We start from the raw sequence: 22,799 nt of genomic DNA on the forward strand, positions 1-22,799 counted from the left end.
AATTTCATGTAGGAGAAACAAAATGAATACACCCGATTTCAGAAACTACAAAAACGCTGAGATAGATAAGACCATTGACGCCGCCATGACTTCCCTTCGCACCATAACAGGCAATTCAATGGATCTTAACATAATGAATGTGAAGATATGCTCCGTAAGCTGTGCGTTGGTATCCATAGAGGGAATGATCTCAACGAGCGCAATGTCAGAGCTTATTTTCAGACCTATAATGGAGCTTTCTGCACAAAAGTCAAAGGGCAATTCAGAGCAGGTATTCGACTTCCTGACAAAAGAAAGCCTGCTTGCCGCCGAGAGAAAAACGGTCTTTAATTATGGTGACGTCATACAGTTTTTGTTTTCGGGCTTTGCGGTCATATTTGTGGAGGGGCTTTCAAAGGCTGTTGTTTACGGTATCCAAGGTTACGACAAGCGGTCGGTTTCTGAGCCTGCAAGCGAGCAGACTATAATGTGCGCACAGGATTCTTTTACGGAAACAATAAGAACTAATATTTCTCTTGTGCGCCGACGAATGAAAACACCATCGCTGCGGTTTGAGATGATGCAGATAGGAAAGCGTTCTTCCACCGACGTGTGCATGGTCTACATGAGCGACCGGGCAAGCTCAGATGCTGTGGACAGGCTGAGAAAACAGCTCAAAGGCATAAAGCTCGATACTGTTCTCACAAGCGGATATATCGAACCTTTTATCGACGAAGGCTTCGGTTCGTCAGTGTTTTCACAAATGGCTTATTCCGAAAGACCTGATATGATATGCACAAGGCTAAATCAGGGCAGGATATGTGTTTTTGTGGACGGCACGCCATTTGTGCTTATCTGCCCATCGCTTTTTGCGGAAAATTTTCAGACCATGGACGATTTTACGGAAAAGCCTTTTTACGTCACCTTTATGCGGTGGCTGAAATATATTGCGTTCTTTCTAGCGGTGGCGTTTCCGGGACTGTATGTTGCACTGGCGAGCTTTCACCCTGAGGTCTTCACATTGAAGCTTCTTCTGAATCTTGCAGTTTCAGAGGAGTCAACGCCTTATCCGTTGACAGTGGAGGTGCTTGTGCTAATGCTTCTGTTTGAGATAATGAAAGAAGCAGGCTTGCGGCTTCCAAAGCCTGTGGGAAGCACTGTTTCTATAGTGGGCGGTCTTATCATAGGCGACGCTGCCGTAAAAAGCGGACTTGTGTCCGCCCCTCTGCTTATAGTGGTGGGGATAACCACAACATCATCGTTCGTTATACCGAGCCTTTATCAACAGACGGCTATATTAAGGCTAGTGTATATCCTGGTGGGCGGTGGCTCGGGGCTTTATGGCATTGCACTTTGCACTGTGCTTTTGATGATAAATATAAACTCCATGGACGACCTTGCAGTATCTTACACCGCTCCTGTTACGCCATTTTTCTCAAAGGGTATAAAGGACGTTATTTCAAGGCGGAGCTTTCGGTCATATGAGAAAACTCACAGCACCATTAAAGAATACAAGCTTGACGAAAAGGGGGGAAGCCAATGAAAAAGCTTACGCCAATGCAGTTTTTTGCAATGCTTATCTGTACAAGAGCCTTTTCAATGATGACATTTCTCCCTGAAAGCACCGCAAACGCTTTGGAACTTATGCTTGGAACAGTGCTGTCTACAGTTTTTCAGATAGTTATGATATGCGGTATGGCGGCTTTCCACAAGCGCTTTCCTAATGATGACCCATGCACCCTTGTGGTGAGCCGTTCAAAGTGGGCAGGCAGGGGAGTTTGTACAATGTATCTTGCATATTTTCTTACAGTGTCATTTTATGTTATCGGCACCTTCACCTATTTTATGGATTATTATTTTTCTGATTATATACCACGGCTCATGATAGTTCTCAGCGTTGCCGCCTGCGGGATATATGTTGCAATGTCAGGCCTTGGGGTCATAGGAAAAACGGGGACAGTGCTTTTTGTACTTTTTCTCTTTGTGACATCCATCCTTGTTATAAGCTCTCTTGAAGATTTCACATTCGTTGATTTTCACCTTGCGGAAAGAAACGTTGGAAAAGGCATTTTTCATTCTGCTGTCAGCGAGCTTGCAAGAAGCTCTTATCTTGCAGTGATAGTTTTTCTTTTACCATCAACAAAGGGCAATGCAGCAAAAACGTCTGTGTATTTTCTGCTCACAAGGCTTGCCCTTGTTGAAATAGTCTTAGGCTTTATCACAATGATACTTGGAGATTACACTCTTCTTGCGAAACTGCCATTCTTCGCACTTGCGGCATTTTCACGCACTGCCATAATAGAACGCTATGACGCCGCTGTTATGGGCGTGTGGGTAATGCTCTCGGTATATAAGCTGGGAGTATATTTCCATTGTTCAGGCAGATGCCTGAGATATGTTTTTCCTAAGCTCGGTTCTGGCTCGGGCGTGATAATAACAGCGGCGATTCCTGCGGCGGCAACGCTTTTCTGGCTCTTGCCTCACAAGTGGGAGAGCATCGCATACGCAGGGCTCAGCCCTATCCCACTCATATTTCTCGGAGGCGTAATACCGCTTCTATGCCTGATATTTGTGAAAAAGGGGGCGAGATCTGATGAAAAAGCGTAAGATACAGGTAGTTGTTGTGCTTTTTATCGCAGCAGTGACGCTGTTGTCTTCTTCTTTCGGCAGGCAGGTGGATATCGAGGAGCGTGTTCTTTGCCACGCCATGGGCGTTGACTATGAGAACGGGGAATACAATGTGTCACTGCAGGTCTTTAAGACCCAGAGTATGGGTTCTGACACTCCTCTTGATGTGAGCCAGTCCAATATACAGACTGTCAATTGCAAAGGCAGGAGTATCCGAGACGCCATTGAGGGCTGTCAGTATCAGATAGGCAGGGAGATCTTTTTTGGCCATCTTCAAATAATATGCTTTAATAAAAATATAGATCTTTCCTCTCCGGAGGAGCTGTTCTCTTTTGCTATAAAGGACAAAAATGTTTTTCTTGGAGTGGAGCTTTGCTTGGCGGAAAATACCGCAGAGGAGCTTATGAACGTTCAGCTAACAAGGGGAACGATGTCCTCAGAAAACTTCACACAGGTCATAAAAATGGGTGTGAAAAACGGCATAACGGTGGAGTGCCGCCTTATCGATCTGCTTTCCTGCATAAGATCACCGCAGTATATCGCTATGCCAGTTATCTCTATCAAACAACCGCTGGGAGATTTTGCGGAGAGCCATGAGGAAAAGTCAGCGGAACAGCAGGAGCCGCTGTTGGAAATAAAAAAGACCGCCCTTATACGAAAAGGTACGGTGCTTGAGAGCTATCTTTCCCACGCTGACGCATCAGGCTGTCTGTGGCTCACGGGAAAAGCAGAGCAGTATTATGATATGATCGAATATAATGGAAGCCCCATGGACGTTAGGATAACCTCTGACAGCCACAGTCTGAAGCTTGATAACGAGAACGGCAGGCTCGTATGCAGATTGAAGCTCACTGTTCTTGCACACACTTCTCTTGATATCCGTGACGAGAAAAGCTCAGACCAGGTGGCGGCACTTGTGAAACAGCGCCTTGAAGAAAACATCACAGGGGTGTGGAACAAAGCCCTGTATGAGAACAGGACGGATATTTTTGATGTGTGGCGGCTTTTCCGTCACAAATATCCGCAAAGCTATCTAAAGTATGCCGACCGCCTTGATGAAGTGCTAGGCTCGGTGGAGCTTGAAACGGATATTACCTGTCGGGTGTCATAAGACAGAGCATATCCTCGGGAAGCGGTGCGGTAACAGTCACTATCCTGCCGTTTTCAGGGCTTTGAAAAGTCATCTTCTCGCAGTGGAGAGCCTGACGGCTTATAAGAGGGCTTGCCTCGCCATAAAGGTCATCACCCAGGAGAGGATAGCCCATAAAAGCCGAGTGTACTCTTATTTGGTGCGTTCTGCCGGTTTCAAGAAAGAAGTCCACAAGAGAAAGGTCTCCCAGCCTTTTGCGTACAAGATAATCCGTTGCGGAATATTGTCCGTCAGCCCTCACACAGCGTTTTATTATAGTTTCCTGCTCCCTTGCGATAGGCGCACAGATACGCCCACCGCAGTGGGGCAGGTCTTTTATTATTCCAACATAGGTCTTTTCAAAGCTTTTTTGGAGCATTGCGGCGCTTCGCTGACTTTTTGCCACAAGCACACAGCCGCTCGTGTTGCGGTCAAGGCGGTTGACAGGTCTAAAAGCGAGGTTTGGATAAAGTGCGGCAAAAAGATTTCCCAGCGTATCGTCACGATGCTTTATTGACGGGTGGCAGGGCATAAAAGGCGGCTTTGAGAACACCACCACCTCGCTGTCCTCATAGAGGATATCAGCTTTCAGGTCAGGATTAGGGTCAAGAGCTTCACCGTCACCCTCGTTTATCATGATGATGTCATTTTCATATACAAGGTCAACGGTGCGGATAAGGACGCCCTTTCTTGTCATGCCGTTTTCAGTGCGTTTGAGCCTTGTTATGAGCCTTTTTGAAAAGCCCCTTGAACGCAGTACACATTCAAGGGCTTTTTCATTTTCTTCTTTTGTTATTTTCACAGTCATTTGCTGTATTTCCTCCAACGCTTTATCATTGACGGCATTTTGTCCTGCCAGTAGCTTCCCATTATATCCTGCAAAAACACTATATAGCTTAGTCTGAAATATGGATAGATGATAAAAACAGGATATACTAACAGAAGTGCGGGGATATACATAACAAAGCTCAGCAGGAACGAGATATATCTGCCGTGCTGACCGTCCATGAGCCTTACAGAAAGATCGCAGGCGTCAAAAATGTTGGTGCGTGGGTTTAGAGTCATTATATATGGCGCAAGGGCAAGGGATATCCAGTAATGCACCATAAGTCCGAAAAACACAACAGACAGACCAAGTGAGAACATGAAACAAAGAAGACCTGCGGAGGTAAGCTCGCTGAGCTTGCATACCCAGCCCCAATAATACACGCTGTAGGTTGAGATAGCGAAAGGTACTGCGGAAAATAATTTCAGTGAATTAATTATAATGGAAGAAAACATGGTGTGGGAATAATATACATAAGAATGTGAGTTTATATACTGCCTCGATCCCACATAGCTGTCCGCTCTTGCAATATCAACAAAAAATCTGCGGACAGTCCACATTTCAAAAGCTGCAAAAGGTATAATGACAATGAGGTCAAGAAACCAGAATAGCCTTACGGAAACATGATCTTTTATTCCCTGCCACGAGAAAAAGTACTCCCAGCCGATGCGTTTGAAAAGCATAAAAAGGGCAAGGTCGCACAGACCAAGAAATACAAACACCGCAAACAAAAATGCCGTGAGCGATACGCAGTTTCCCATGTTCTGGCTTATATTTTTTCTTGCTGACAGTTTTATCTCTTTGTTTGTCAAGCCTTTTCCCCCCTCGTTTCTGTTTTTACTGTTTACTTATCCTCTTAGTCGGTATAATAATCCTCAACAGTGTAATCAGGCATTTCCTCATATTTTGGCGGATATGTTCCTATTACCTCGAAAGCGTTTGAACGCTGCCACATGGAAGCTGTCACCATGACTTCAAAGCCCTCACCGAAATCGCAGGCGTAGTCCATAGGCTTCCTTTTCGGCACACCGAAGCCTGCCAGCATATTCATTATAAGACCTCCGTGGGTGCATACCGCAACATTTGTAAGACCCTCGTACATCATATCGGAAATGATGATGTTCAGAGCTTCATAACAGCGGTTTATGACCTCTCTTGTTGATTCGCCGTTCGGCGGAGGATTGTCAAGTCCTCCTTTTATGAACTGCTCATAATCAGGGTCATTCATAAGCTCATCAGTGGTCTTGTTCTCAAACTTGCCGAAGTCCATTTCACGAAGCTCGGGCATCTCAGCCACAAGCCTGTTAGGCTGGAGTATAGATATAGTCTGTTTGCACCTTTTCAAAGGCGAGGTGTAGACCTTCTGCACCGAAGGGTAATCGTACTTTTCTATCTTTTCATAAAGCTGGTCAGCACCCTCTCTGCACAGGGGCAAGTCGGTAGTACCGATATAACGTCCGTCAAGATTTGCCTGCGTCATTCCGTGACGGATAAATGCTATTCTGTAGCCTTTCATATTTAAAATACCTGCTTTCTTTTTCTTTTATGATAAGTGCTTTAAAACCTGCACAAATTTTTTTTACTTAAATACGTCAATTTATAGATTTTATATTTACAAATAAATAAATTTATAGTATAATAGAATAATGGTTGAAAAACCAATATGATTTTATACATGGGAGATATTACATGAGCAATGACAGCAAAGATGAGCTGACTCTCAGAATAGGTGAGAAGCTTACCGCCGCAAGGATAGAAAGCGGTTATACACAAAGCTGTGCGGCTAGAGCAGTCGGCACCAGCCAGTCTTGCATATCAGCCGTTGAACACGGCAAAAAGCAGAACGTCAATATCATCATTGCTCTTATAAAGCTTTACGGTGCTTCCTATGAAGATGTGTTCGGTTTAGTCAAGGTCAGAGAAAAAAACTCTGCGTTAGGCTGTCCAGACGAGGGAAGCGAGCTGCTGAGGGAGCTTATAAAAGACAGCGGCATAAAGGGTCTTGAAACTCAGACGGACATGGCGGTGAAAATATGCACCTATATGCTTTTGAGAAAGCTTTACTCTGAAAATCCTCACAACTCCCACAAGCTTTTTGAGCTTGACACTGAGGAAACTATGGAACGCTGTGTAAAATATCTTTCCGCTCAGCCTGAAGACCTTGACAGGATCCTTGGCATGGCAGGAAAAAAGGTGAACAGGCTCGAGGTTTCAGTGGGGAAAAATCCCGAACTGAGGGCGTTTATCAAAGAGTGCGAACACATTTTGCTCGCTTGCACATAAGAATTTTGATACCGATGTTATCATACTTCGGATATTATAACACACTTTTCAACTAATTTCAAGTGAGGTATAAAAATGAAAAAGCCTGAAAGGCGGCTGTTTGTATCGGTAGCGTGTGCGGCGGCTCTTATGGTGTGCGGAGCGGTGTTGATGCACTTAGATAAAAAGCCTGACGAGGCGACATTTTTCGCCATGGATTGCCCGTGCACAGCCGCTGTTTACGGCGGCGACGCAGAGCAGGTGAAAGAGCGGATAAAGGCTTTGGAAAAGCTTTATTCGCCTTATGAGGAAGGCTCGGAGATATCACGGCTCAATGAGAGCGGCAGGCTTGAGCTTTCTGAGGAAACTGCACAGCTTGTGAAAGAGAGCATAGAGCTTACAAAAAAATACGGCGGGGCGGATATTTCCGCAGGGGCAGTGACGGAACTTTGGAACGTCACCGGTGAAGAACCGAGAGTGCCTGAGCAAAGTGAGATACAGACTGCTCTTTCCGCTGTGGGATATGAGAATATAAAGCTTTCGGGGAGCGAATGTGTCCTTGAAAACGGCACACAGATAGACGTGGGCTGTGACGGAAAGGGCTTTGCCCTTGACGAAGTGAAAAAGCTTTTGGATAGTGAAAAAGCCGATTGTGCGGTGGTGAGCTTTGGCTCGTCAACGCTTCTTTACGGGCAGAAGCCGGATAAAACAGATTTCAAGGTTGCGGTCACAGACCCTTTTGATGACGATAACACCTGCCTTAGCTTCACGAGCGGCGGCGGATTTGTTTCCACTTCTGGTGGATATGAGCGTTATTTTGAAGCACAGGGCAAAAAGTGGAGCCATATTTTTGACCTGACAACAGGCTATCCATGCGAAACAGACCTTGTTTCAGTCACTGTGATAGGGCAGAGCGGCATTGAAACCGATTTTCTGTCTACCTGCATTTTTATTGGCGGAAGCGTTGAGCTTGACAGGTGGCTCAGTGATGAAGATATAGAAGTTATTGCCATTGATGAAAATGGCATAGTTTATTGCTCTGACAGTATAAAGAGCAGGATAAGTATAAGTGATGATAAATTCAGGTTTGAATAGTCATAAAGTATGATAAGGGGGAAAATTATGAAACTCAACAGCATTTTTCTTTCCCACAAAAAGGGGACGGAAAACAGCGAAACTATCGCCATGCCGCTGCCTGCAAGAGTGAAGATATCCATGTCACAGCACATGGGAGCACCTTGCGAGCCGACAGTTGCCAAGGGTGACAGAGTGCTTGTGGGACAGGTCATAGGCGAAAGCAACGCTTTTATGTCATGCCCTGTTCACTCGTCTGTGTCAGGCACAGTGGCGGCGATATCCGAACTGCTCACAGCAGGCGGAAAAGTGTGCAAAATGGTGGAGATCGACACCGACGGAGAGCAGGAGCTATCACCTGACGTAAAGCCGCCTGTTATAACAGACAAGGCGAGCCTTTGCGAAGCCGTAAGGCAGTCAGGCTGCTGCGGAATGGGCGGCGCAGGCTTCCCAACGCACATAAAGCTCAACTTTGACGAGAACAAATACAAGGTTGATACCCTTGTTATAAACGCCGCTGAGTGTGAGCCTTACATAACAAGCGACTACCGTGAGATGATGGAGAACGCTGACGATGTTATGTGCGGAATAAAGCTCGTGCGTGATATGCTGGGGCTTAAAAAGGTCGTTATCGGTATCGAGGACAACAAGCCACAGGCTATAAAGCTTATGCGTGAAAAGTCGGCTGATGATGAAAGTATCGAAGTAAAGGTGCTGAAGTCATGCTATCCTCAGGGTGCAGAAAAGGTGATAATATTCAACGCCACGGGACGTGTAGTTGGCGAGGGTCAGCTTCCGTCAGATCAGGGCGTTATCGTAATGAACGTTACCACAGCAGGCTTTATCGGCGAGTATTCAAAAACAGGTATGCCACTCATATCAAAGCGTATAACTGTTGACGGTGACGTGGTATCTACTCCATGCAACGTGAGAGTACCTATAGGAACTTCTGCGGAGGATATACTGAAATTCGGTGACTGCGATAAAGAAAAGGTTAGAAAAGCCCTTTTTGGCGGTCCTATGATGGGAATGTGCCTTTATGAGCTTGACACCCCTGTGACAAAGACCACAAACGCCATTCTTGCATTTGGTGAAAAGGCTGATAAGAAAAAGGGTATCGAGGACAGGTGCACACAGACAAACTGTATAAAGTGCGGAAGATGTATCTCTGCTTGTCCGCTGAATCTTATGCCTACAGAGCTTGAAAAGGCTTATGACAGGCGTGATAAGGAAGCTCTTATGAAGCTCAAGGTGGGTCTTTGCATGAACTGCGGTTCGTGTTCATACGTCTGTCCTGCAAAGAGAGATCTTGCAGAGAAAAATCAGCTTGCAAAAGCTTTCATAAGAACGTAAGGAGGTAAGAAAAATGGAAAAAATGCTTGTCAGCCCTTCGCCTCAGATAAGGGATAATATTTCTACCTCTAAGGTGATGACCCATGTGCTTGTGGCGCTTTGCCCTGCACTTGCAATGTCTGCCTATGTTTTCGGCGGACGTGCGCTCATGCTCACAGGCTTCTGCATGATAACGGCACTTATATGGGAAAGGCTTTGCAATCTTATAATGAAAAGGCCTGATTCCACAAAGGACGTTTCGGCACTTGTGACCGGTATGCTTTTGGCGTTCAATCTCCCTGTGACAATGCCTTATTGGCAGGCTGCTATCGGCACATTCGTTGCTATCGTAATCGTAAAGCAGCTTTTCGGCGGTTTGGGACAGAATTTTGCCAACCCTGCTATTGTGGGAAGAATAGTTCTTATGCTTGCTTTCACAGGCAACATGACCCATTGGGTAGTGCCTTTCTATGACCCTGACAATATCGTAACAGGTGCAACACCTCTTGCGGCGGCACATTCCGCCCCTGCCGATTATCTCGATCTTTTCCTTGGAAAAGTAGGCGGCTGTCTTGGCGAGGTGTCTGCGGCGGCTTTGCTCATTGGCGGCATATACCTTATAATGATGAAGATAATCTCAGTACATACACCTCTTGCATTTATCGGCACAGTTTTCGTGTTCTCATATCTTTGCGGCGAGGACGGCATCTATCAGATACTTGCAGGCGGCGTAATGCTCGGTGCATTCTTCATGGCAACTGACTATGTTACAACTCCTGTTACAAAAACAGGCAAGGTGATATTCGGTATCGGCTGTGGTATCATCACTTGTGTGATACGCTTCTTCGGCTCTTATCCTGAGGGTGTTTCATTCTCAATACTGCTTATGAATATACTTACACCATATATCGACATGATAACAAAAACAAAGCCTTTAGGGGCTGTAACAAAGAAGAAGGAGGCGAAGTCTGAATGAAAGATAAAATAATGCCTCCATTGGTGCTGACTATAATATGTATAGTTGTCAGCGGACTTTTGGTGCTTGCCTATAATGCCACATATGTTGACAATACAGGTGTTCTTACAGACGATATGAAAAAGGGCTGTGAGGAGATATTCGGCAAGGGCGATTATGAGATAATGCTTGACGGCGAGGGTGACAGCAAGACCCCTGTCACATTTGATACAGAGGGCGTGAACTCCATTATCACAGATAAAGATAACGGCAGATGCGTTATCGAGATAACTGAGGACGGCTATTCAAAGGGCGGACTTCATCTGCTTATCGGTATAAACAGCGAGGGAACTGTCGAGGGGATAGAATTTCTTTCCATAGGCGAAACTCCGGGTCTTGGCACAAAGGTGCAGGACGATAGTTTTCTTTCAAAGCTAAAGGGCTTTGGTGTTGACACTGATGAAAATTCTATCGACAATGTTACCGCTGCCACCTATTCTTCAAAGGGAATGAAATCTGCGTGCAAAAAGGCTGTAAAGCTTTTTGACGAGCATAAGGAGGAGATACTCAATGGCTGAGAAAAATTCTAATCTGTATGAATTTACAAAGGGTATCATAAAACAAAACCCGACGCTTGTTACGCTTCTTGGTATGTGTCCGACGCTTGCGGTCACAACAATGGCGAAAAACGGTATCGGCATGGGACTTGCCACAACGTTCGTGCTTGTCTGCTCAAACTTTGTTATATCCCTTTTGAAAAACGTTATCCCTAAGGCTGTAAGACTGCCTTGTTTTATCGTAATAATCGCAGGCTTCGTTACTCTTATCGAGTTTCTTATGAAAGGCTATATACCTGAGCTTTACAGTGCATTAGGCGTATTCCTGTCCCTTATCACGGTAAACTGTATTATCCTTGGCAGAGCGGAGGCTTTTGCCAGCAAGAACAAGATATTCCCGTCCATACTTGACGGACTTGGAATGGGCCTTGGATTTACACTTTCACTTTTCACAATGGGATCTATAAGAGAGATACTTGGAACAGGCTCATGGTTCGGCTTCAAGATACCTTTCCTGTGCGACGATCCTATGACAGTGTTCATCATGCCGGCAGGCGGATTTTTCGTGCTTGGCTGTCTTATCGCACTTGTGAACAAGATAGCGAACAAGAAGCCGCCAAAGGAGATATCCTGCTCAGGCTGCCCAAATGCGGCTTTGTGCAAGGGTCAGTGCAGAACAGAGAGTGAGGAGGCATAAAAATGAGCTACATACTTATACTTATTGGCTGTGTGTTCGTAAATAACGTTGTGCTTTCTCAGTTCATGGGAATATGTCCTTTCCTTGGCGTATCCAAGCAGATGAAATCATCTGTGGGAATGGGTGCAGCAGTAATATTCGTTATGATATGCGCAACAGCTATCACATATCCTGTATACAGACTTCTTGAGCATTTCGGCATAGAGTATCTAAAAACAGTGGCATTCATACTTGTTATAGCAATGTTCGTTCAGCTTGTTGAGATAGTCATGAAAAAGATGATGCCGCCTCTCTATAAGGCACTGGGCGTTTATCTGCCTCTTATCACAACCAACTGTGCAGTTCTCGGTGTTACTATCGGAAACATAGACAACGGCTATAATTTTCTTCAGTCCCTTACAAACGCACTGGGAACAGGACTTGCGTTTACTCTTGCCCTCTTGCTTTTCAGCGGGGTAAGAGCAAGGATAGAAAACTGCGATTTTCCTGAAACTTTCAAGGGCGTGCCTGCAACGCTCATTGCGGCGTCTATCGTTTCGCTAAGCTTTATGGGCTTTTCGGGAATAATCTGATAATAATTTATCGATATGAAACGATCAAGGGTTGAATTTACAAAGCCGATGAAAAAGACCCACACTATATTGATACCATCAATGCTTGACTTCCACTTTCCGCTGCTTAAATATGCATTTCTTAGCGGCGGATATAAGTGCGACGTAATCGGTGTGAACGAATACAGTCGGTCAAAAATGATAAACGCAGGCTGGGAATATTCAAATAATGATGTCTGCTTTCCCTGCAACCTCATAATAGGACAGTTCATATGTGCATTGAAAAGCGGCAAATATGACACCGCAAAAACAGCCCTGCTGCTGCCTCAAACAGGAGGAGGGTGCAGAGCGTGCAATTACATTATGCTGCTGCGAAAAGCTCTTTTGAAAGCCGGTCTGCAAAATGTTCCTGTGGTGTCACTTAATGTCAGCGGCGTTGAGAAACACAGCGGATTTTCCATAACGCCTAAAATGGTGCTGACGGCTTGTGCAGCGATCTATTACAGTGACTTGCTTTTGTATCTTTATAATGAGCTTTCACCCTATGAACTAAAAAAGGGTGAAACGCTTGATAAAGTCCGCCTATGGAACAGCAGGCTGTCACGGCTCTTTGAACATGGCAAAGCAGCCGATCCGATCTCAATGTGCGTCATATTCCGCAAGATATGCGAAAGCTTTGCTACAATAAATTGTGATAAAAGCAGATCGGTCAAAAAGGTCGCCGTAACAGGGGAGCTTTACATAAAATTCTGTGCTCTCGGCAACGGCAAAACGGAGAAATACCTCCGTGATCTCGGTTGTCAGATATATATGAGCGGCTTTGTTCCATACATAATGTACCTTGCCGATTCCTGTACAAATGATGATAACATTTACGGAAGAAAAACCTTGGCAGGTGTGGGAGCAAAAGTCCTTATTGCCTATATGAAAACGCTTTGGTGCAAAATGAATTCTGCACTTGTACAAAACGGTTTCGAACCTATGGAAGACTATAGATCCTTGAAAAGCTACGGTGAAAACTTTGGCTGCCTTGGCGAAACAATGGGGGACGGCTGGCTTATCGGTGCAGAAATGTGTTCAGCGTTGAAGAACGGCTGCAAAGGTGTTGTGATGCTGTTGCCGTTTGGCTGCCTTGTGAGCCACACCTGTGCAAGAGGCATAATAAAGCGTATAAAAAAGCTCTACCCAGACAGCATCATAACGGCGGTCGATCACGATTCGGGAACAGCGGACGTTAATATCAAAAACCGCATTAAGATGACCCTTGATTTTATGGATAATAATATAATGAAACACAACAAAAACTGAAATTCTGAAAGAGGAGAATGATATGGAATATTTGATCCCTTTGGCTATATTTGCCGCTTTGGGCATATTGGCAGGCGTTCTGCTGACGGTGGCTTCAAAAGTTTTTGCCGTTGAGGTGGATGAGCGTGTTGACGCTATCGCAGAAGCTCTTCCGCAGGCAAACTGTGGCGCTTGTGGCTTTTCAGGCTGTGCAGACTATGCCGACGCTATCGTGAACAAGGGTGCGGAATGTAACCTTTGCCGTCCTGGAGGCGAGGCTGCTGCAAAGAAGATAGCCGAGATAATGGGCGTTGAAGTGACTGTAACAGAGCCACAGGTGGCTTTCGTGCGCTGTTCGGGAGATTGCTCTCATACACCGCATAAATACGATTTTGACGGCATTCAGAGCTGTGCGGCGTGCAACAGATTTTATGACGGAAGCAAGCTTTGCACAAGTGGCTGTTTAGGCTACGGCGATTGTATCAAGGTCTGCTCTCAGGGGGCAATATCTATCGTTGACGGCATTGCCGTTATCGACAAGGCAAAGTGCATGGGCTGTGGGCTTTGCGCAAAAGCCTGTCCAAATGGTCTTATCGCAGTGAGAAGGATCTCTCAGGCTGTGGATATCTGCTGTTCATCAAGAGATGTGGGCAGAGTGACAAGATCTGTTTGTCCTAACGGCTGTATAGGATGTAAGCTGTGCGAGAAAAACTGTCCGTCAGGTGCCGTTACAGTGCAGAACAACCACGCTGTTATCGACTATGACAAGTGTACAAACTGCGGAAAGTGTGCAGAGGTGTGCCGTGTCCACGCTATCAGGTCTATCATGGGCGAAAAAGTGGAAGTGCAGTAAAATATTTTGCTTTAAAGGCTCTCTTGACGTTTATGCGTCAGGGGAGCTTTTTTGTGCCAAAAATACACAGCCAAATTTGTGCAGTGTTCACGAAAAGTTTAGCGTTTGTTGACAGATACTTATAAATGATTTATAATACTATTTGTACGAATAATTGTCAGCGGCAAGAAAAATATAGCCGAACTTTAAGGAGAACACAGCAGAATGAACATTAAAGGCAACAGAATTATCAGTGAAAAAAACGTTTTCAGACGGATAGCGGCACTTTTGACAACGCTCTTGCTCGTTATCACAGTGATTCCCGAGGGCTTCTCTACGACTATAACATCGGTGGCAGAAGCGGCAGATACGGCTGTGACAGGTGCGTATTTTGATACAGACGGCATGGAAATCGTCACTTATAACGTGGTTAATGACCTCGGTGCAGACAACACAGGAAACGCCATGACCGAAAAGCAGATACAGCAGGCACTTGACGCTGCACAGGAAAATTCAGGACAGGGCATTTTCACAAAGGTCGTGATACCAAAGGGAACGTATCTTATTTCTTCTGCACTTGTGGTATACAGCGATACTTGGATATACTGTGAAGAGGGCGTTGAGATAAAAAGGTGCATTTCCTATGGACCTATGCTCAGGTGTGATAATAATGGCGTCGGCGGCTATGACGGCGTTAAAAATGTTATCGTTGAGGGCGGGCTTTGGAACGGAAACACAGACCAGTGGCCAAATACCGCAGATTTTTCAAATATCAGATTTGCACATTGCAGAAATATTCTTCTGAAAGATATGCACGTCAAAAATAACGAGAACGGTCATCATATGGAGATAGGCGGTGCGGCTGACGTCACCATAGAGGGCTGTACTTTTACAGGATATACAGGCTACAGGAAAAAAGAAGCCATTCAGCTTGATTGCATGAACAACAGCAGAGTTTTTGCAGGCTATGCGCCTTTTGATGATACATCATGCGAAAATGTGGTCATAAAGAATAATCTTTTCTCAGGCATTTGCAGAGGTCTTGGTTCTCATTCCGCCACTCTGGGTATCTATTATACAGATATCCTTATTGAGGGCAACGTTTTTGAGAACCTCGACGATGTGGCAATGATAATGTACAATTATAAGAATTGTACCATAACAAATAACACTATCACAAACTGCGCAAGCGGTATAGAGTTCAAGGCAATGTCCAGCCTGCCTAACAACAATTTCAATCCCCCTGTGGTGAAATCTATGGAGGAAGCAGTTGACGGCTTTGAGGACGACGCAAACTCTGTTATTTCATCTAACACTATCTCTGTAAGCGGTGATGACGAATATGGCATTACAAGCGGCATACGCCTGACAGGGTATGAGGTCAAGGACAACGGTGTTATCCCTGACTATAATTTCAGAGTGGCAGGAGTAAAGATCCTCGAAAATCGAATCGAGAGCAACGGAACCACTATCGCACTTAATGACGCTGAAAATTGCAGTATCGAATCAAATATTCTCGTTACAAAGCAGGACGGTGTTAATTACAAGGATAAAAATGGTCTTACTCTCAACGAGTGCGACAATATAAAGATAACAGATAACTATATTTCAGGCTCAGCCAGAAACGGTGCTTCCCTTACTGACAGCTCAGGGAATACCCTTGAGAACAATACCATAGAGAACGTTGGAATGAACGGAATAAATATCTACAACGGCTCTGAGAACAATATTGCAAGCTCAAACAGCGTAATTTCAGCGAAAAAGCATGGCATAGCAGTGGCTGAAAATTCTTCCGCTGTGATAAAGTCCAACAGCATTTCAAAGGCGGGGGACACGGGCATTCTTATTTATAACGGCTCAAAGGGCGAGTGTTCAGGCAACAAAGTTAAAAATGCCGTGGGGCATGGTATCGTGTTCAGCAAGAACTCTTCGGGCAAGGCGACCTCAAACACTGTTTCTGGCGCAGGCAAGCATGGCGTGCTTGTTACAGACCACTGCGGCAGTGTGGCTCTAAGCTCAAATAAGATATCAAACAGCAAGCAGAACGGCATTTGCGTGTCAAATTACAGCAGTTCTGTGAGTGTAAATTCAAACAGCATAAGTGGCTCAGGAAAAAGCGGCATAAGCGTAAGCTCTCACAGCAAGGCTTCGCTGAAAGACAACGCTGTGAACGGCTCAAAGTCTGCAGCAGTGTCAAAGAGCGCTGATTCTTCTATCAGCCTGCCGAGAGTATCAGGATTGTATGTTAATTCTGTGAATAACACGGATATACAGATCAGCTTTTCTGGCAGATCAACTAACAAATGCGGCTATGAGATTTACAGGAAAACAGGCGCAAAGGGAAAATATTCTGCCGTGGGGACGACTGCAAAAGGAAAGTTTACAGATGGATTTTTCAAGGCGAACACAGATTATTATTACAAAGTACGCTGTTATGAAACTGTGTCAGGCAAAAGGGTATACGGCGGATATTCCGCTGAGATAAAGGTAAGATCAGCAACGAAAAGATCTGTCGGGAAGGCGTCTGTCAAGGTGTCAGATCAGGTGTGGACAGGTAAGGCGCTGAAGCCTGCTGTCACTGTAAAGGACGGAAATGTCACCCTCAAAAAGGACAGGGACTATACTGTAAGCTACTCCGCAAACAAGGGCATAGGCACTGCTAAGGTGACTGTCACAGGGAAGGGAAGCTACACAGGTAAGATAACAAAGACTTTCAAGATAAACCCACAGGGACAGAGCATTTCTGCCAAGGGCGACAAGAGCGGAAAGAAGATAGCGGTCACTCTTGCAAAGCACAGCTCAAATTCAGGCTATCAAGTGTCATATGCCGACAACAGCGGCTTTAAGAACAGCAAGTCCTTGTGGCTCAGCGGAAACTCAAAGAACAAAGGCACAATAAAAGGTCTTAAAAGCAAAAAGACATATTACGTCAAGGCAAGAGATTATAAGACAATTGGCAAGACCAAAGTGTACGGCAAGTGGTCGGCTGTGAAGAAGGTAAGTATTTAGGGCAAAAAATTTTCCAAGCCGATTGACAAGGCTCTTATAATGTGGTATAATTCAAGATATGACAAGGAAGGTGAATATAATGACCAATGTTGTAAAGGGCGATCAGGTAAAGGATTCATACGGCAAGATCTATGATGTTATCGAAGTTCATGAGCATAATGTTATGGTGCTTGAGCCGGGTAAACCATACTGGGAGCGTATCTGCATGGGACGTTTTGATTTCGACTCATATTTCAGAAGAGCAGATGAGCCCATGACAGATGATATGCCTCGTCCAATGGGCATCGATGAAGAAGATTTCGATGAGGACGAAGAGGAAGAAGAATAAGATTTATTGCGGTTGGCTTTTGTCAGCCGCATTTTTATTGCACAAAAACGCCACGGAGATATTCTCTCCGTGGCGTTTTTCTTTGGGCGGAATAGCCCCTTTTATGCTGTTTCTTCTGCGAAGTTTCCTGTGTAGAGCTGATAATACTTGCCCTTTTTGGCAATAAGCTCGTCATGTGTGCCACGCTCGATTATCCTGCCCTGCTCAAGTACCATTATGCAGTCTGAGTTTCTGACAGTTGAAAGTCTGTGGGCGATAACAAATGTTGTTCTGCCCTGCATGAGAGCGTCCATACCAGCCTGAACAAGACTCTCTGTTCTTGTGTCGATAGAAGAAGTAGCCTCGTCAAGGATAAGAACAGGAGGATCGCCGACTGCCGCTCTTGCAATGGCTATGAGCTGACGCTGACCCTGTGAAAGGTTCGAGCCGTCGCCTGTGAGAACAGTGTTGTAGCCGTCAGGAAGTCTTTCTATAAAGCCGTTTGCGTTTGCAAGTCTTGCGGCTGCCATACATTCCTCGTCGGTGGCGTCAAGGTTGCCGTAGCGGATATTTTCCATTACTGTGCCTGTGAAAAGGTGTGTGTCCTGCAAAACGATGCCGAGAGTTTTTCTCAGAGCAGGCTTCTTTATCTTTGTAATGTTTATTCCGTCATAGCGTATCTTGCCATCCTGAATGTCATAAAAGCGATTGATAAGATTTGTGATAGTTGTCTTTCCTGCGCCTGTTGAGCCAACAAAAGCTATCTTCTGACCAGGCTTTGCAAAAAGCTTTACGTCATGAAGAACTATCTTGCTGTCGTCATATCCGAAGTCAACACCGTCAAATACGACCTCGCCCTCCATTTTCTTGTAGTCAACAGTGCCGTCAGCCTGATGACGATGCTTCCAAGCCCATATGCCTGTACGCTCTTTGCATTCTTCAAGCTCGCCGTTCAGGTTATATTTTGCATTAACGAACTCAACATAGCCCTCGTCTGTTTCAGGCTTCTGGTCGAGGAGGTCAAACACTCTGCCTGCGCCTGCGGTAGCCTGAACAACGAATGCCATTTGCTGGCTTATCTGTGTGATAGGCTGTGTGAAGTTCTTGTTAAGGGATACAAATGTTACGATAGTGCCGAGGGTAAGACCTGCATAGCCGTTTATGGCAAGGATAGCTCCCACAATGGCACAAAGCACATAGCTAAGGTTTCCGATATTTGCGTTTATCGGCATCATGATGTTAGCGTACTTGTTAGCTTCGTTTGCACTGACTCTCAGCTTGTCATTTATCTTTACAAAGTCTTCTATTGCCTTATCCTCGTGACAGAACACTTTTACTACTTTCTGTCCGTCAAGCATTTCTTCGATAAAGCCGTCAACTGCGCCAAGGTCACGCTGCTGAGCCGCAAAGTGCGCTCCTGACTTTGAAGCGAGATCGTTGGTCACCTTTACCATTACAAATGCCATTGCGATAGAGAGTATGGTAAGAGGAATGTTGAGGACTATCATGGAAACGAGGGTGGATATAAGTGTTGCAAGAGAGTTTATAAGCTGAGGTATGCTCTGGCTGATAAACTGTCTGAGGGTATCAACGTCATTTGTGTATACTGACATGATGTCGCCATGCGGGTGTGTGTCAAAATACTTGATAGGAAGTGTTTCCATGTTGAGAAACAGATCATCTCTTATGTTTCTCAGCGTACCCTGACCTATGTTTACCATTATCCTGTTGTATGCGTATGAAGCCGCAATGCCCACAACGTATACTACTGCAAGACCGCCGAGAGCCTTTGCAAGGGGTGAAAAATCATGGCTGGAGGTCTTTAGCATAGGTGTGATGTAGTCATCAACAAGTGACTGCATGAACATCATTCCCGCAAGTGTGGTGACAGCCTGAATAAGTATGCACGCCACAACTATTATAAATGAGAACTTATAGTTTTTGAGCATATATTTCATTACTCTGCCGAGGACTTTCATCTGGTCGCCTGACATTTTAGGCTTGCCGCCCATTTCTTTATTCATTGGCTTAGGCATTTAAGCTTCCTCCTTTCCTGCTGACTGAACGTCGAAATCTCCGCCGCCCTTTACCTGAGATTCATATATCTCACGGTATATCTCGTTTGTTTCAACAAGCTTTTCGTGTGTGTCAAAGCCGTTTACTCTGCCGCCGTCAAGAACTATTATCCTGTCGGCGTCTTGAACGCTTGAGATCCTCTGTGCGATAATGAACTTTGTTGTGCCTGGGATAGACTTTGCGAATGCCGCTCTTATCTTTGCGTCTGTTGCAGTGTCTACTGCGCTTGTGGAGTCGTCAAGGATAAGAACCTTTGGCTTTTTCAGAAGCGCTCTTGCAATACAAAGTCGCTGCTTCTGTCCGCCTGATACGTTTGTACCGCCCTGCTCGATATAAGTTTCATACTTTTCAGGAAAGCGTTCAATGAACTCGTCAGCGCAGGCAGCCTCACAGGCTTCGATACACTCAGCGTCTGTTGCGTTTTCGTTGCCCCAGCGGAGGTTGTCAAGGATAGTGCCTGAGAAAAGCACGTTTTTCTGCAATACTACAGAAACCTGATCTCTCAGATATTCCATATCGTAATCTCTTACGTCCTTGCCGCCAACGCATACAGAACCTTCGTCAACGTCATAAAGACGGCTGATAAGATTTACAAGGCTTGTTTTTCCGCAGCCTGTTGAGCCTATGATGCCGATAGTTTCGCCGGACTTGATGTGCAGGTCGATATTGTTAAGCACCATTTTTCCGCTTCCATGCTTGTATGAGAAGCTTACATTGTTGAAGTCAACAGAGCCGTCTTTAATATCCTTTGCTGGGTTCTCACCGTTGTGAAGATCAGGTGTTTCCTTGAGTATCTCTGAGATACGTCTGATACTTGCTGTACTCATTGATATCATAACGAATATCATAGAGAGCATCATAAGTGACATCATGGCGGAGATAACATATGTGAAAACAGATGAAAGCTCGCCTGTTGTCATCGTACCTGCAACAACATTCTTTGCGCCAAGCCAGCTTATGAGCATTATGCAGGAGTAGATAACGAACATCATAACAGGGCTGTTCAGTGCGATAAGGCTCTCAGCCTTTACGAACATCTTATAGAGGTTGCCTGAGGCTTTCTTGAATTTCTTCTGCTCGAAGTCCTCTCTTACATATGCCTTTACAACTCTGATAGCCGATACGTTTTCCTGTATGCTTGCGTTAAGGTCGTCATACTTTTTGAAAGCCTCTGTGAAAACTTTCATCGTCTTTTTAACGATGATTCCGAGAACTATGCCAAGAAGAACGATAGCTGCAAGGAATATAGTGCTCATTGAGCCGCTTACTGCAAAGCACATTGCCATTGAGCAGATGAGCATCAGCGGCGCTCTCACTGCGATACGGATTATCATTTGGTATGCGTTCTGAACGTTTGTAACGTCAGTTGTCATTCTTGTTACAAGACCTGCGGTGCTGAACTTGTCGATGTTTGAGAACGAATAGGTCTGCACCTTGCGGTAGATAGCTTCACGAAGATTGCAGGCAAAGCCTGATGAAGCAGAAGCCGCATATTTTCCTGCAAGAAAGCCCGAAAGCAGGCTGACCATTGCCGCCACTACCATTACGCCACCGAAAATATAAACGTTTGTCATGTTGCCCTTTTCAATGCCGTCGTCGATTATCTTCGCCATTATAAAAGGCAGAAGCATTTCCATAAAGACCTCAAGTGCGGTAAAGACAGGGGTCAGAATGGAGTCCTTCTTGTACTGTTTGATCTGTGCTAGTATTTCTTTCAAGCCAGATCCCTCCTCTCGCTTATTTTTATATTGTATTGTCTATCATTTTTTTCTGGAGCCGTTCCATTTCGTCAAGCTCCTGATCTGTAAAATTACGGAAAGCCATTGTTTCTATCTTTTTAAGACAGTCGCAAATGTCCTGCTGGAGGGTATAGGCTTTCTCGGTTGCTATTATCTTCTTGTGACGCTCGTCATCATCACTGCCCTCATAGGAGAGATATCCTCCTGCACGGAGCTTTTTTATAAGCCCTGATACCGTCGCACGGGAAATATTCAGATCGTGGTGTATCGCCGTTGAGAAAACAGGCTCGCCATTATGTTCCATTATGTACATAAGCACATGGCTCTGAGCGGCGGTTATACCCTTGCCTGCGAGCATGGTGTTTATCTCGCATTCTATTTTCAGATGAATGTATTTGGAATACCGCAGAATGTTCTTTTTTCTGTTATCCGCCAAATTGTTCGCCTCCTTACATTTTTGTACCTAACATTTTGCTTTAATTAATAATATCACACTTTTACTTGAAAGTGAAATACAAATATGTTATAATGAATAAAAGAATTTTATAGATTACTATCAAATTTAATTATTATTAAGAATTGTTTACCAAACGAAACAATTTGCGGAAATAAACAAACATAAAGGGGCGTTTTTTGTGAATACTGTACAATTGGAGTGCTTTTTGGCTGTGGCGCAGTATCTTAACTTTTCCAAGGCGGCGGAATCTGTGAGCATCACTCAGCCTGCGGTGAGCCACCAGATAGGTTCTTTGGAAGACGAGCTAGGGGTGAAGCTTTTCGTGCGAACGAGCAAGAGCGTTTCGCTCACAAGAGAGGGAATAATGTTTATTTCAGACGCAGAGCAGATACTTAAAATAGCAGGCTCAGCAAAATTCAGGCTGTCAGAAAAGCTTGAGGACGAACCTGTAAGGATAAGCATAGGCTGTCACAATCAGGCGGAGCTGAACGTTTTGACTCCTGCCCTAAGAGAAATGTCCGGGCTTTATGATGATCTTTTGCCGTATATAGATCTTACTCCGTTCAAGTCTATAGACAATCAGCTCAAAGATCAGAAGATACAGCTTCTTCTGTCATTTAAAAGTCCTCATAAACAGCCTTTTGACTATGTGGAGCTTTGCCGCTGTCAGTTTATGTGCCTTTGCCAGAAAGATCACCCCCTTGCAAAGGCGGATAGCCTTGATGTGGACGATATCTCAGGCAGACCTATTTTTATAGAGCGCCACACTTGTCCTGACGAGATATTTGCCTTGCAGCACAGGATACTTGCGAACGGCAAGGTGGATAAGATAATATTCTGTGGAGATTATGAAAGCGCAGTTGCAATGGCGGAAGCGGGGCTGGGTTTTATGATTTTCCCCGCCATAGGGGACGCTTACAAAGGTCCGCTAAAAGCGATACCAATAAAAGGCGTGAAAGAGATATCTTTCGGTGTCTATTATCTCAGGTCGCAGCTTGAAAAGCAGGCAAAGGATATGCTTGGGATACTCAAAAATCAGTTTGCAAAATAAAAGCACTGTATCGGTGGGTGATACAGCGCTGTGAATGTTGCAAAGAAAATA

General features: G+C 44.9%; 21 protein-coding genes. 15 read left to right on the forward strand and 6 right to left on the reverse strand.

The window, feature by feature from the left end; all coding sequences use genetic code 11:
- Positions 1-22: 22 nt before the first annotated feature.
- The 3 genes from AB5Z01_RS08470 to AB5Z01_RS08480 are packed head-to-tail and all read left to right on the forward strand — an operon-like array spanning position 23 to position 3,718.
- A complete protein-coding gene (locus AB5Z01_RS08470; protein WP_287214366.1) occupies positions 23-1,522 on the forward strand; it encodes a spore germination protein in 1,500 nt (499 codons plus the stop codon).
- Positions 1,519-2,586 (forward strand): GerAB/ArcD/ProY family transporter, encoded by a 1,068-nt coding sequence (locus tag AB5Z01_RS08475; RefSeq protein WP_287214368.1) that lies wholly within the window; start codon positions 1,519-1,521, stop codon positions 2,584-2,586. Before AB5Z01_RS08470 ends, AB5Z01_RS08475 begins: the two co-directional genes overlap by 4 nt.
- A complete protein-coding gene (locus AB5Z01_RS08480; protein WP_287214370.1) occupies positions 2,573-3,718 on the forward strand; it encodes a Ger(x)C family spore germination C-terminal domain-containing protein in 1,146 nt (381 codons plus the stop codon). The genes AB5Z01_RS08475 and AB5Z01_RS08480 overlap by 14 nt, the downstream gene beginning before the upstream one ends.
- Here AB5Z01_RS08480 and AB5Z01_RS08485 read toward each other — a convergent pair.
- From AB5Z01_RS08485 to AB5Z01_RS08495, 3 genes are read right to left on the reverse strand one after another with little or no spacing between them, the layout of a single operon-like run.
- Positions 3,699-4,544: an RluA family pseudouridine synthase gene (locus tag AB5Z01_RS08485; RefSeq protein WP_287214372.1), complete on the reverse strand. Its 846-nt coding sequence runs from the start codon at positions 4,542-4,544 to the stop codon at positions 3,699-3,701. The two genes, AB5Z01_RS08480 and AB5Z01_RS08485, sit on opposite strands and share 20 nt — an antisense overlap.
- A complete protein-coding gene (locus AB5Z01_RS08490; protein WP_368365461.1) occupies positions 4,541-5,374 on the reverse strand; it encodes a hypothetical protein in 834 nt (277 codons plus the stop codon). The genes AB5Z01_RS08485 and AB5Z01_RS08490 overlap by 4 nt, the downstream gene beginning before the upstream one ends.
- 44 nt (positions 5,375-5,418) lie before the next feature.
- Complete coding sequence (locus AB5Z01_RS08495; protein ID WP_287214376.1) at positions 5,419-6,078, reverse strand: histidine phosphatase family protein; 660 nt, start codon at positions 6,076-6,078, stop codon at positions 5,419-5,421.
- Between the two features lie 173 nt (positions 6,079-6,251).
- Between AB5Z01_RS08495 and AB5Z01_RS08500 the strand changes: the two genes are divergently transcribed.
- From AB5Z01_RS08500 to AB5Z01_RS08550, 11 genes are all read left to right on the forward strand, one after another.
- Entirely contained in the window at positions 6,252-6,845 is a 594-nt protein-coding gene (locus AB5Z01_RS08500; RefSeq protein WP_117864901.1) for a helix-turn-helix transcriptional regulator, read from the forward strand.
- A 75-nt stretch (positions 6,846-6,920) separates the two neighbouring features.
- On the forward strand, positions 6,921-7,919 hold the full coding sequence (locus AB5Z01_RS08505; RefSeq protein ID WP_368365462.1) for an FAD:protein FMN transferase: 999 nt from the start codon (positions 6,921-6,923) through the stop codon (positions 7,917-7,919).
- Positions 7,920-7,946: 27 nt separating this feature from the next.
- Entirely contained in the window at positions 7,947-9,251 is a 1,305-nt protein-coding gene (gene rsxC / locus AB5Z01_RS08510) for an electron transport complex subunit RsxC (RefSeq protein ID WP_287214382.1), read from the forward strand.
- A gap of 13 nt (positions 9,252-9,264) precedes the next feature.
- Entirely contained in the window at positions 9,265-10,206 is a 942-nt protein-coding gene (locus AB5Z01_RS08515; RefSeq protein WP_287214384.1) for an RnfABCDGE type electron transport complex subunit D, read from the forward strand.
- Positions 10,203-10,763, forward strand: a complete 561-nt coding sequence (locus AB5Z01_RS08520; protein WP_022288501.1) for an FMN-binding protein — start codon at positions 10,203-10,205, stop codon at positions 10,761-10,763. Before AB5Z01_RS08515 ends, AB5Z01_RS08520 begins: the two co-directional genes overlap by 4 nt.
- The gene (rsxE, locus tag AB5Z01_RS08525; protein WP_022288500.1) at positions 10,756-11,439 is read left to right on the forward strand and encodes an electron transport complex subunit RsxE; all 684 of its coding nucleotides are present in this window, start codon (positions 10,756-10,758) and stop codon (positions 11,437-11,439) included. The genes AB5Z01_RS08520 and rsxE overlap by 8 nt, the downstream gene beginning before the upstream one ends.
- 2 nt (positions 11,440-11,441) lie before the next feature.
- The gene (locus tag AB5Z01_RS08530; RefSeq protein ID WP_022288499.1) at positions 11,442-12,011 is read left to right on the forward strand and encodes an electron transport complex protein RnfA; all 570 of its coding nucleotides are present in this window, start codon (positions 11,442-11,444) and stop codon (positions 12,009-12,011) included.
- 48 nt (positions 12,012-12,059) lie between these two features.
- Positions 12,060-13,298 carry a 2-hydroxyglutaryl-CoA dehydratase gene (locus tag AB5Z01_RS08535; protein ID WP_368365463.1) on the forward strand — a complete coding sequence of 413 codons (1,239 nt, stop codon included), beginning with the start codon at positions 12,060-12,062 and terminating at the stop codon, positions 13,296-13,298.
- 22 nt (positions 13,299-13,320) lie between these two features.
- The gene (locus tag AB5Z01_RS08540) at positions 13,321-14,130 is read left to right on the forward strand and encodes an RnfABCDGE type electron transport complex subunit B (RefSeq protein ID WP_117896861.1); all 810 of its coding nucleotides are present in this window, start codon (positions 13,321-13,323) and stop codon (positions 14,128-14,130) included.
- Positions 14,131-14,334: 204 nt separating this feature from the next.
- Positions 14,335-17,118 (forward strand): right-handed parallel beta-helix repeat-containing protein, encoded by a 2,784-nt coding sequence (locus AB5Z01_RS08545; protein ID WP_287214388.1) that lies wholly within the window; start codon positions 14,335-14,337, stop codon positions 17,116-17,118.
- A 79-nt stretch (positions 17,119-17,197) separates the two neighbouring features.
- On the forward strand, positions 17,198-17,446 hold the full coding sequence (locus AB5Z01_RS08550) for a hypothetical protein (protein ID WP_022288495.1): 249 nt from the start codon (positions 17,198-17,200) through the stop codon (positions 17,444-17,446).
- Between the two features lie 101 nt (positions 17,447-17,547).
- Here AB5Z01_RS08550 and AB5Z01_RS08555 read toward each other — a convergent pair whose 3' ends face one another.
- The 3 genes from AB5Z01_RS08555 to AB5Z01_RS08565 are packed head-to-tail and all read right to left on the reverse strand — an operon-like array spanning position 17,548 to position 21,676.
- Positions 17,548-19,449 (reverse strand): ABC transporter ATP-binding protein, encoded by a 1,902-nt coding sequence (locus AB5Z01_RS08555; RefSeq protein ID WP_117891317.1) that lies wholly within the window; start codon positions 19,447-19,449, stop codon positions 17,548-17,550.
- Between the two features lie 12 nt (positions 19,450-19,461).
- Complete coding sequence (locus AB5Z01_RS08560) at positions 19,462-21,219, reverse strand: ABC transporter ATP-binding protein (protein WP_330019217.1); 1,758 nt, start codon at positions 21,217-21,219, stop codon at positions 19,462-19,464.
- Between the two features lie 25 nt (positions 21,220-21,244).
- On the reverse strand, positions 21,245-21,676 hold the full coding sequence (locus AB5Z01_RS08565) for a MarR family winged helix-turn-helix transcriptional regulator (protein ID WP_022288492.1): 432 nt from the start codon (positions 21,674-21,676) through the stop codon (positions 21,245-21,247).
- 199 nt (positions 21,677-21,875) lie between these two features.
- Between AB5Z01_RS08565 and AB5Z01_RS08570 the strand changes: the two genes are divergently transcribed.
- Positions 21,876-22,748 (forward strand): LysR family transcriptional regulator, encoded by an 873-nt coding sequence (locus tag AB5Z01_RS08570; protein WP_368365464.1) that lies wholly within the window; start codon positions 21,876-21,878, stop codon positions 22,746-22,748.
- Positions 22,749-22,799 lie beyond the last annotated feature (51 nt).

The organism is Ruminococcus sp. RTP21359st1_H3_RTP21359_211015 (genome assembly GCF_040909065.1).
Classification (GTDB): domain Bacteria; phylum Bacillota; class Clostridia; order Oscillospirales; family Ruminococcaceae; genus Hominimerdicola; species Hominimerdicola aceti.

Excerpts from the sequence above, each read along its gene's own strand:
- AB5Z01_RS08480 (WP_287214370.1), top strand. The coding sequence starts at position 2,573 with ATGAAAAAGCGTAAGATACAGGTAGTTGTTGTGCTTTTTATCGCAGCA.
- AB5Z01_RS08530 (WP_022288499.1), top strand. The coding sequence starts at position 11,442 with ATGAGCTACATACTTATACTTATTGGCTGTGTGTTCGTAAATAACGTT.
- AB5Z01_RS08505 (WP_368365462.1), top strand. The coding sequence starts at position 6,921 with ATGAAAAAGCCTGAAAGGCGGCTGTTTGTATCGGTAGCGTGTGCGGCG.
- AB5Z01_RS08545 (WP_287214388.1), top strand. The coding sequence starts at position 14,335 with ATGAACATTAAAGGCAACAGAATTATCAGTGAAAAAAACGTTTTCAGA.
- AB5Z01_RS08485 (WP_287214372.1), bottom strand. The coding sequence starts at position 4,544 with ATGACTGTGAAAATAACAAAAGAAGAAAATGAAAAAGCCCTTGAATGT.
- AB5Z01_RS08500 (WP_117864901.1), top strand. The coding sequence starts at position 6,252 with ATGAGCAATGACAGCAAAGATGAGCTGACTCTCAGAATAGGTGAGAAG.
- AB5Z01_RS08550 (WP_022288495.1), top strand. The coding sequence starts at position 17,198 with ATGACCAATGTTGTAAAGGGCGATCAGGTAAAGGATTCATACGGCAAG.
- AB5Z01_RS08540 (WP_117896861.1), top strand. The coding sequence starts at position 13,321 with ATGGAATATTTGATCCCTTTGGCTATATTTGCCGCTTTGGGCATATTG.
- AB5Z01_RS08475 (WP_287214368.1), top strand. The coding sequence starts at position 1,519 with ATGAAAAAGCTTACGCCAATGCAGTTTTTTGCAATGCTTATCTGTACA.
- AB5Z01_RS08555 (WP_117891317.1), bottom strand. The coding sequence starts at position 19,449 with ATGAATAAAGAAATGGGCGGCAAGCCTAAAATGTCAGGCGACCAGATG.
- AB5Z01_RS08470 (WP_287214366.1), top strand. The coding sequence starts at position 23 with ATGAATACACCCGATTTCAGAAACTACAAAAACGCTGAGATAGATAAG.
- rsxE (WP_022288500.1), top strand. The coding sequence starts at position 10,756 with ATGGCTGAGAAAAATTCTAATCTGTATGAATTTACAAAGGGTATCATA.
- AB5Z01_RS08535 (WP_368365463.1), top strand. The coding sequence starts at position 12,060 with ATGAAAAAGACCCACACTATATTGATACCATCAATGCTTGACTTCCAC.
- rsxC (WP_287214382.1), top strand. The coding sequence starts at position 7,947 with ATGAAACTCAACAGCATTTTTCTTTCCCACAAAAAGGGGACGGAAAAC.
- AB5Z01_RS08495 (WP_287214376.1), bottom strand. The coding sequence starts at position 6,078 with ATGAAAGGCTACAGAATAGCATTTATCCGTCACGGAATGACGCAGGCA.
- AB5Z01_RS08515 (WP_287214384.1), top strand. The coding sequence starts at position 9,265 with ATGGAAAAAATGCTTGTCAGCCCTTCGCCTCAGATAAGGGATAATATT.
- AB5Z01_RS08520 (WP_022288501.1), top strand. The coding sequence starts at position 10,203 with ATGAAAGATAAAATAATGCCTCCATTGGTGCTGACTATAATATGTATA.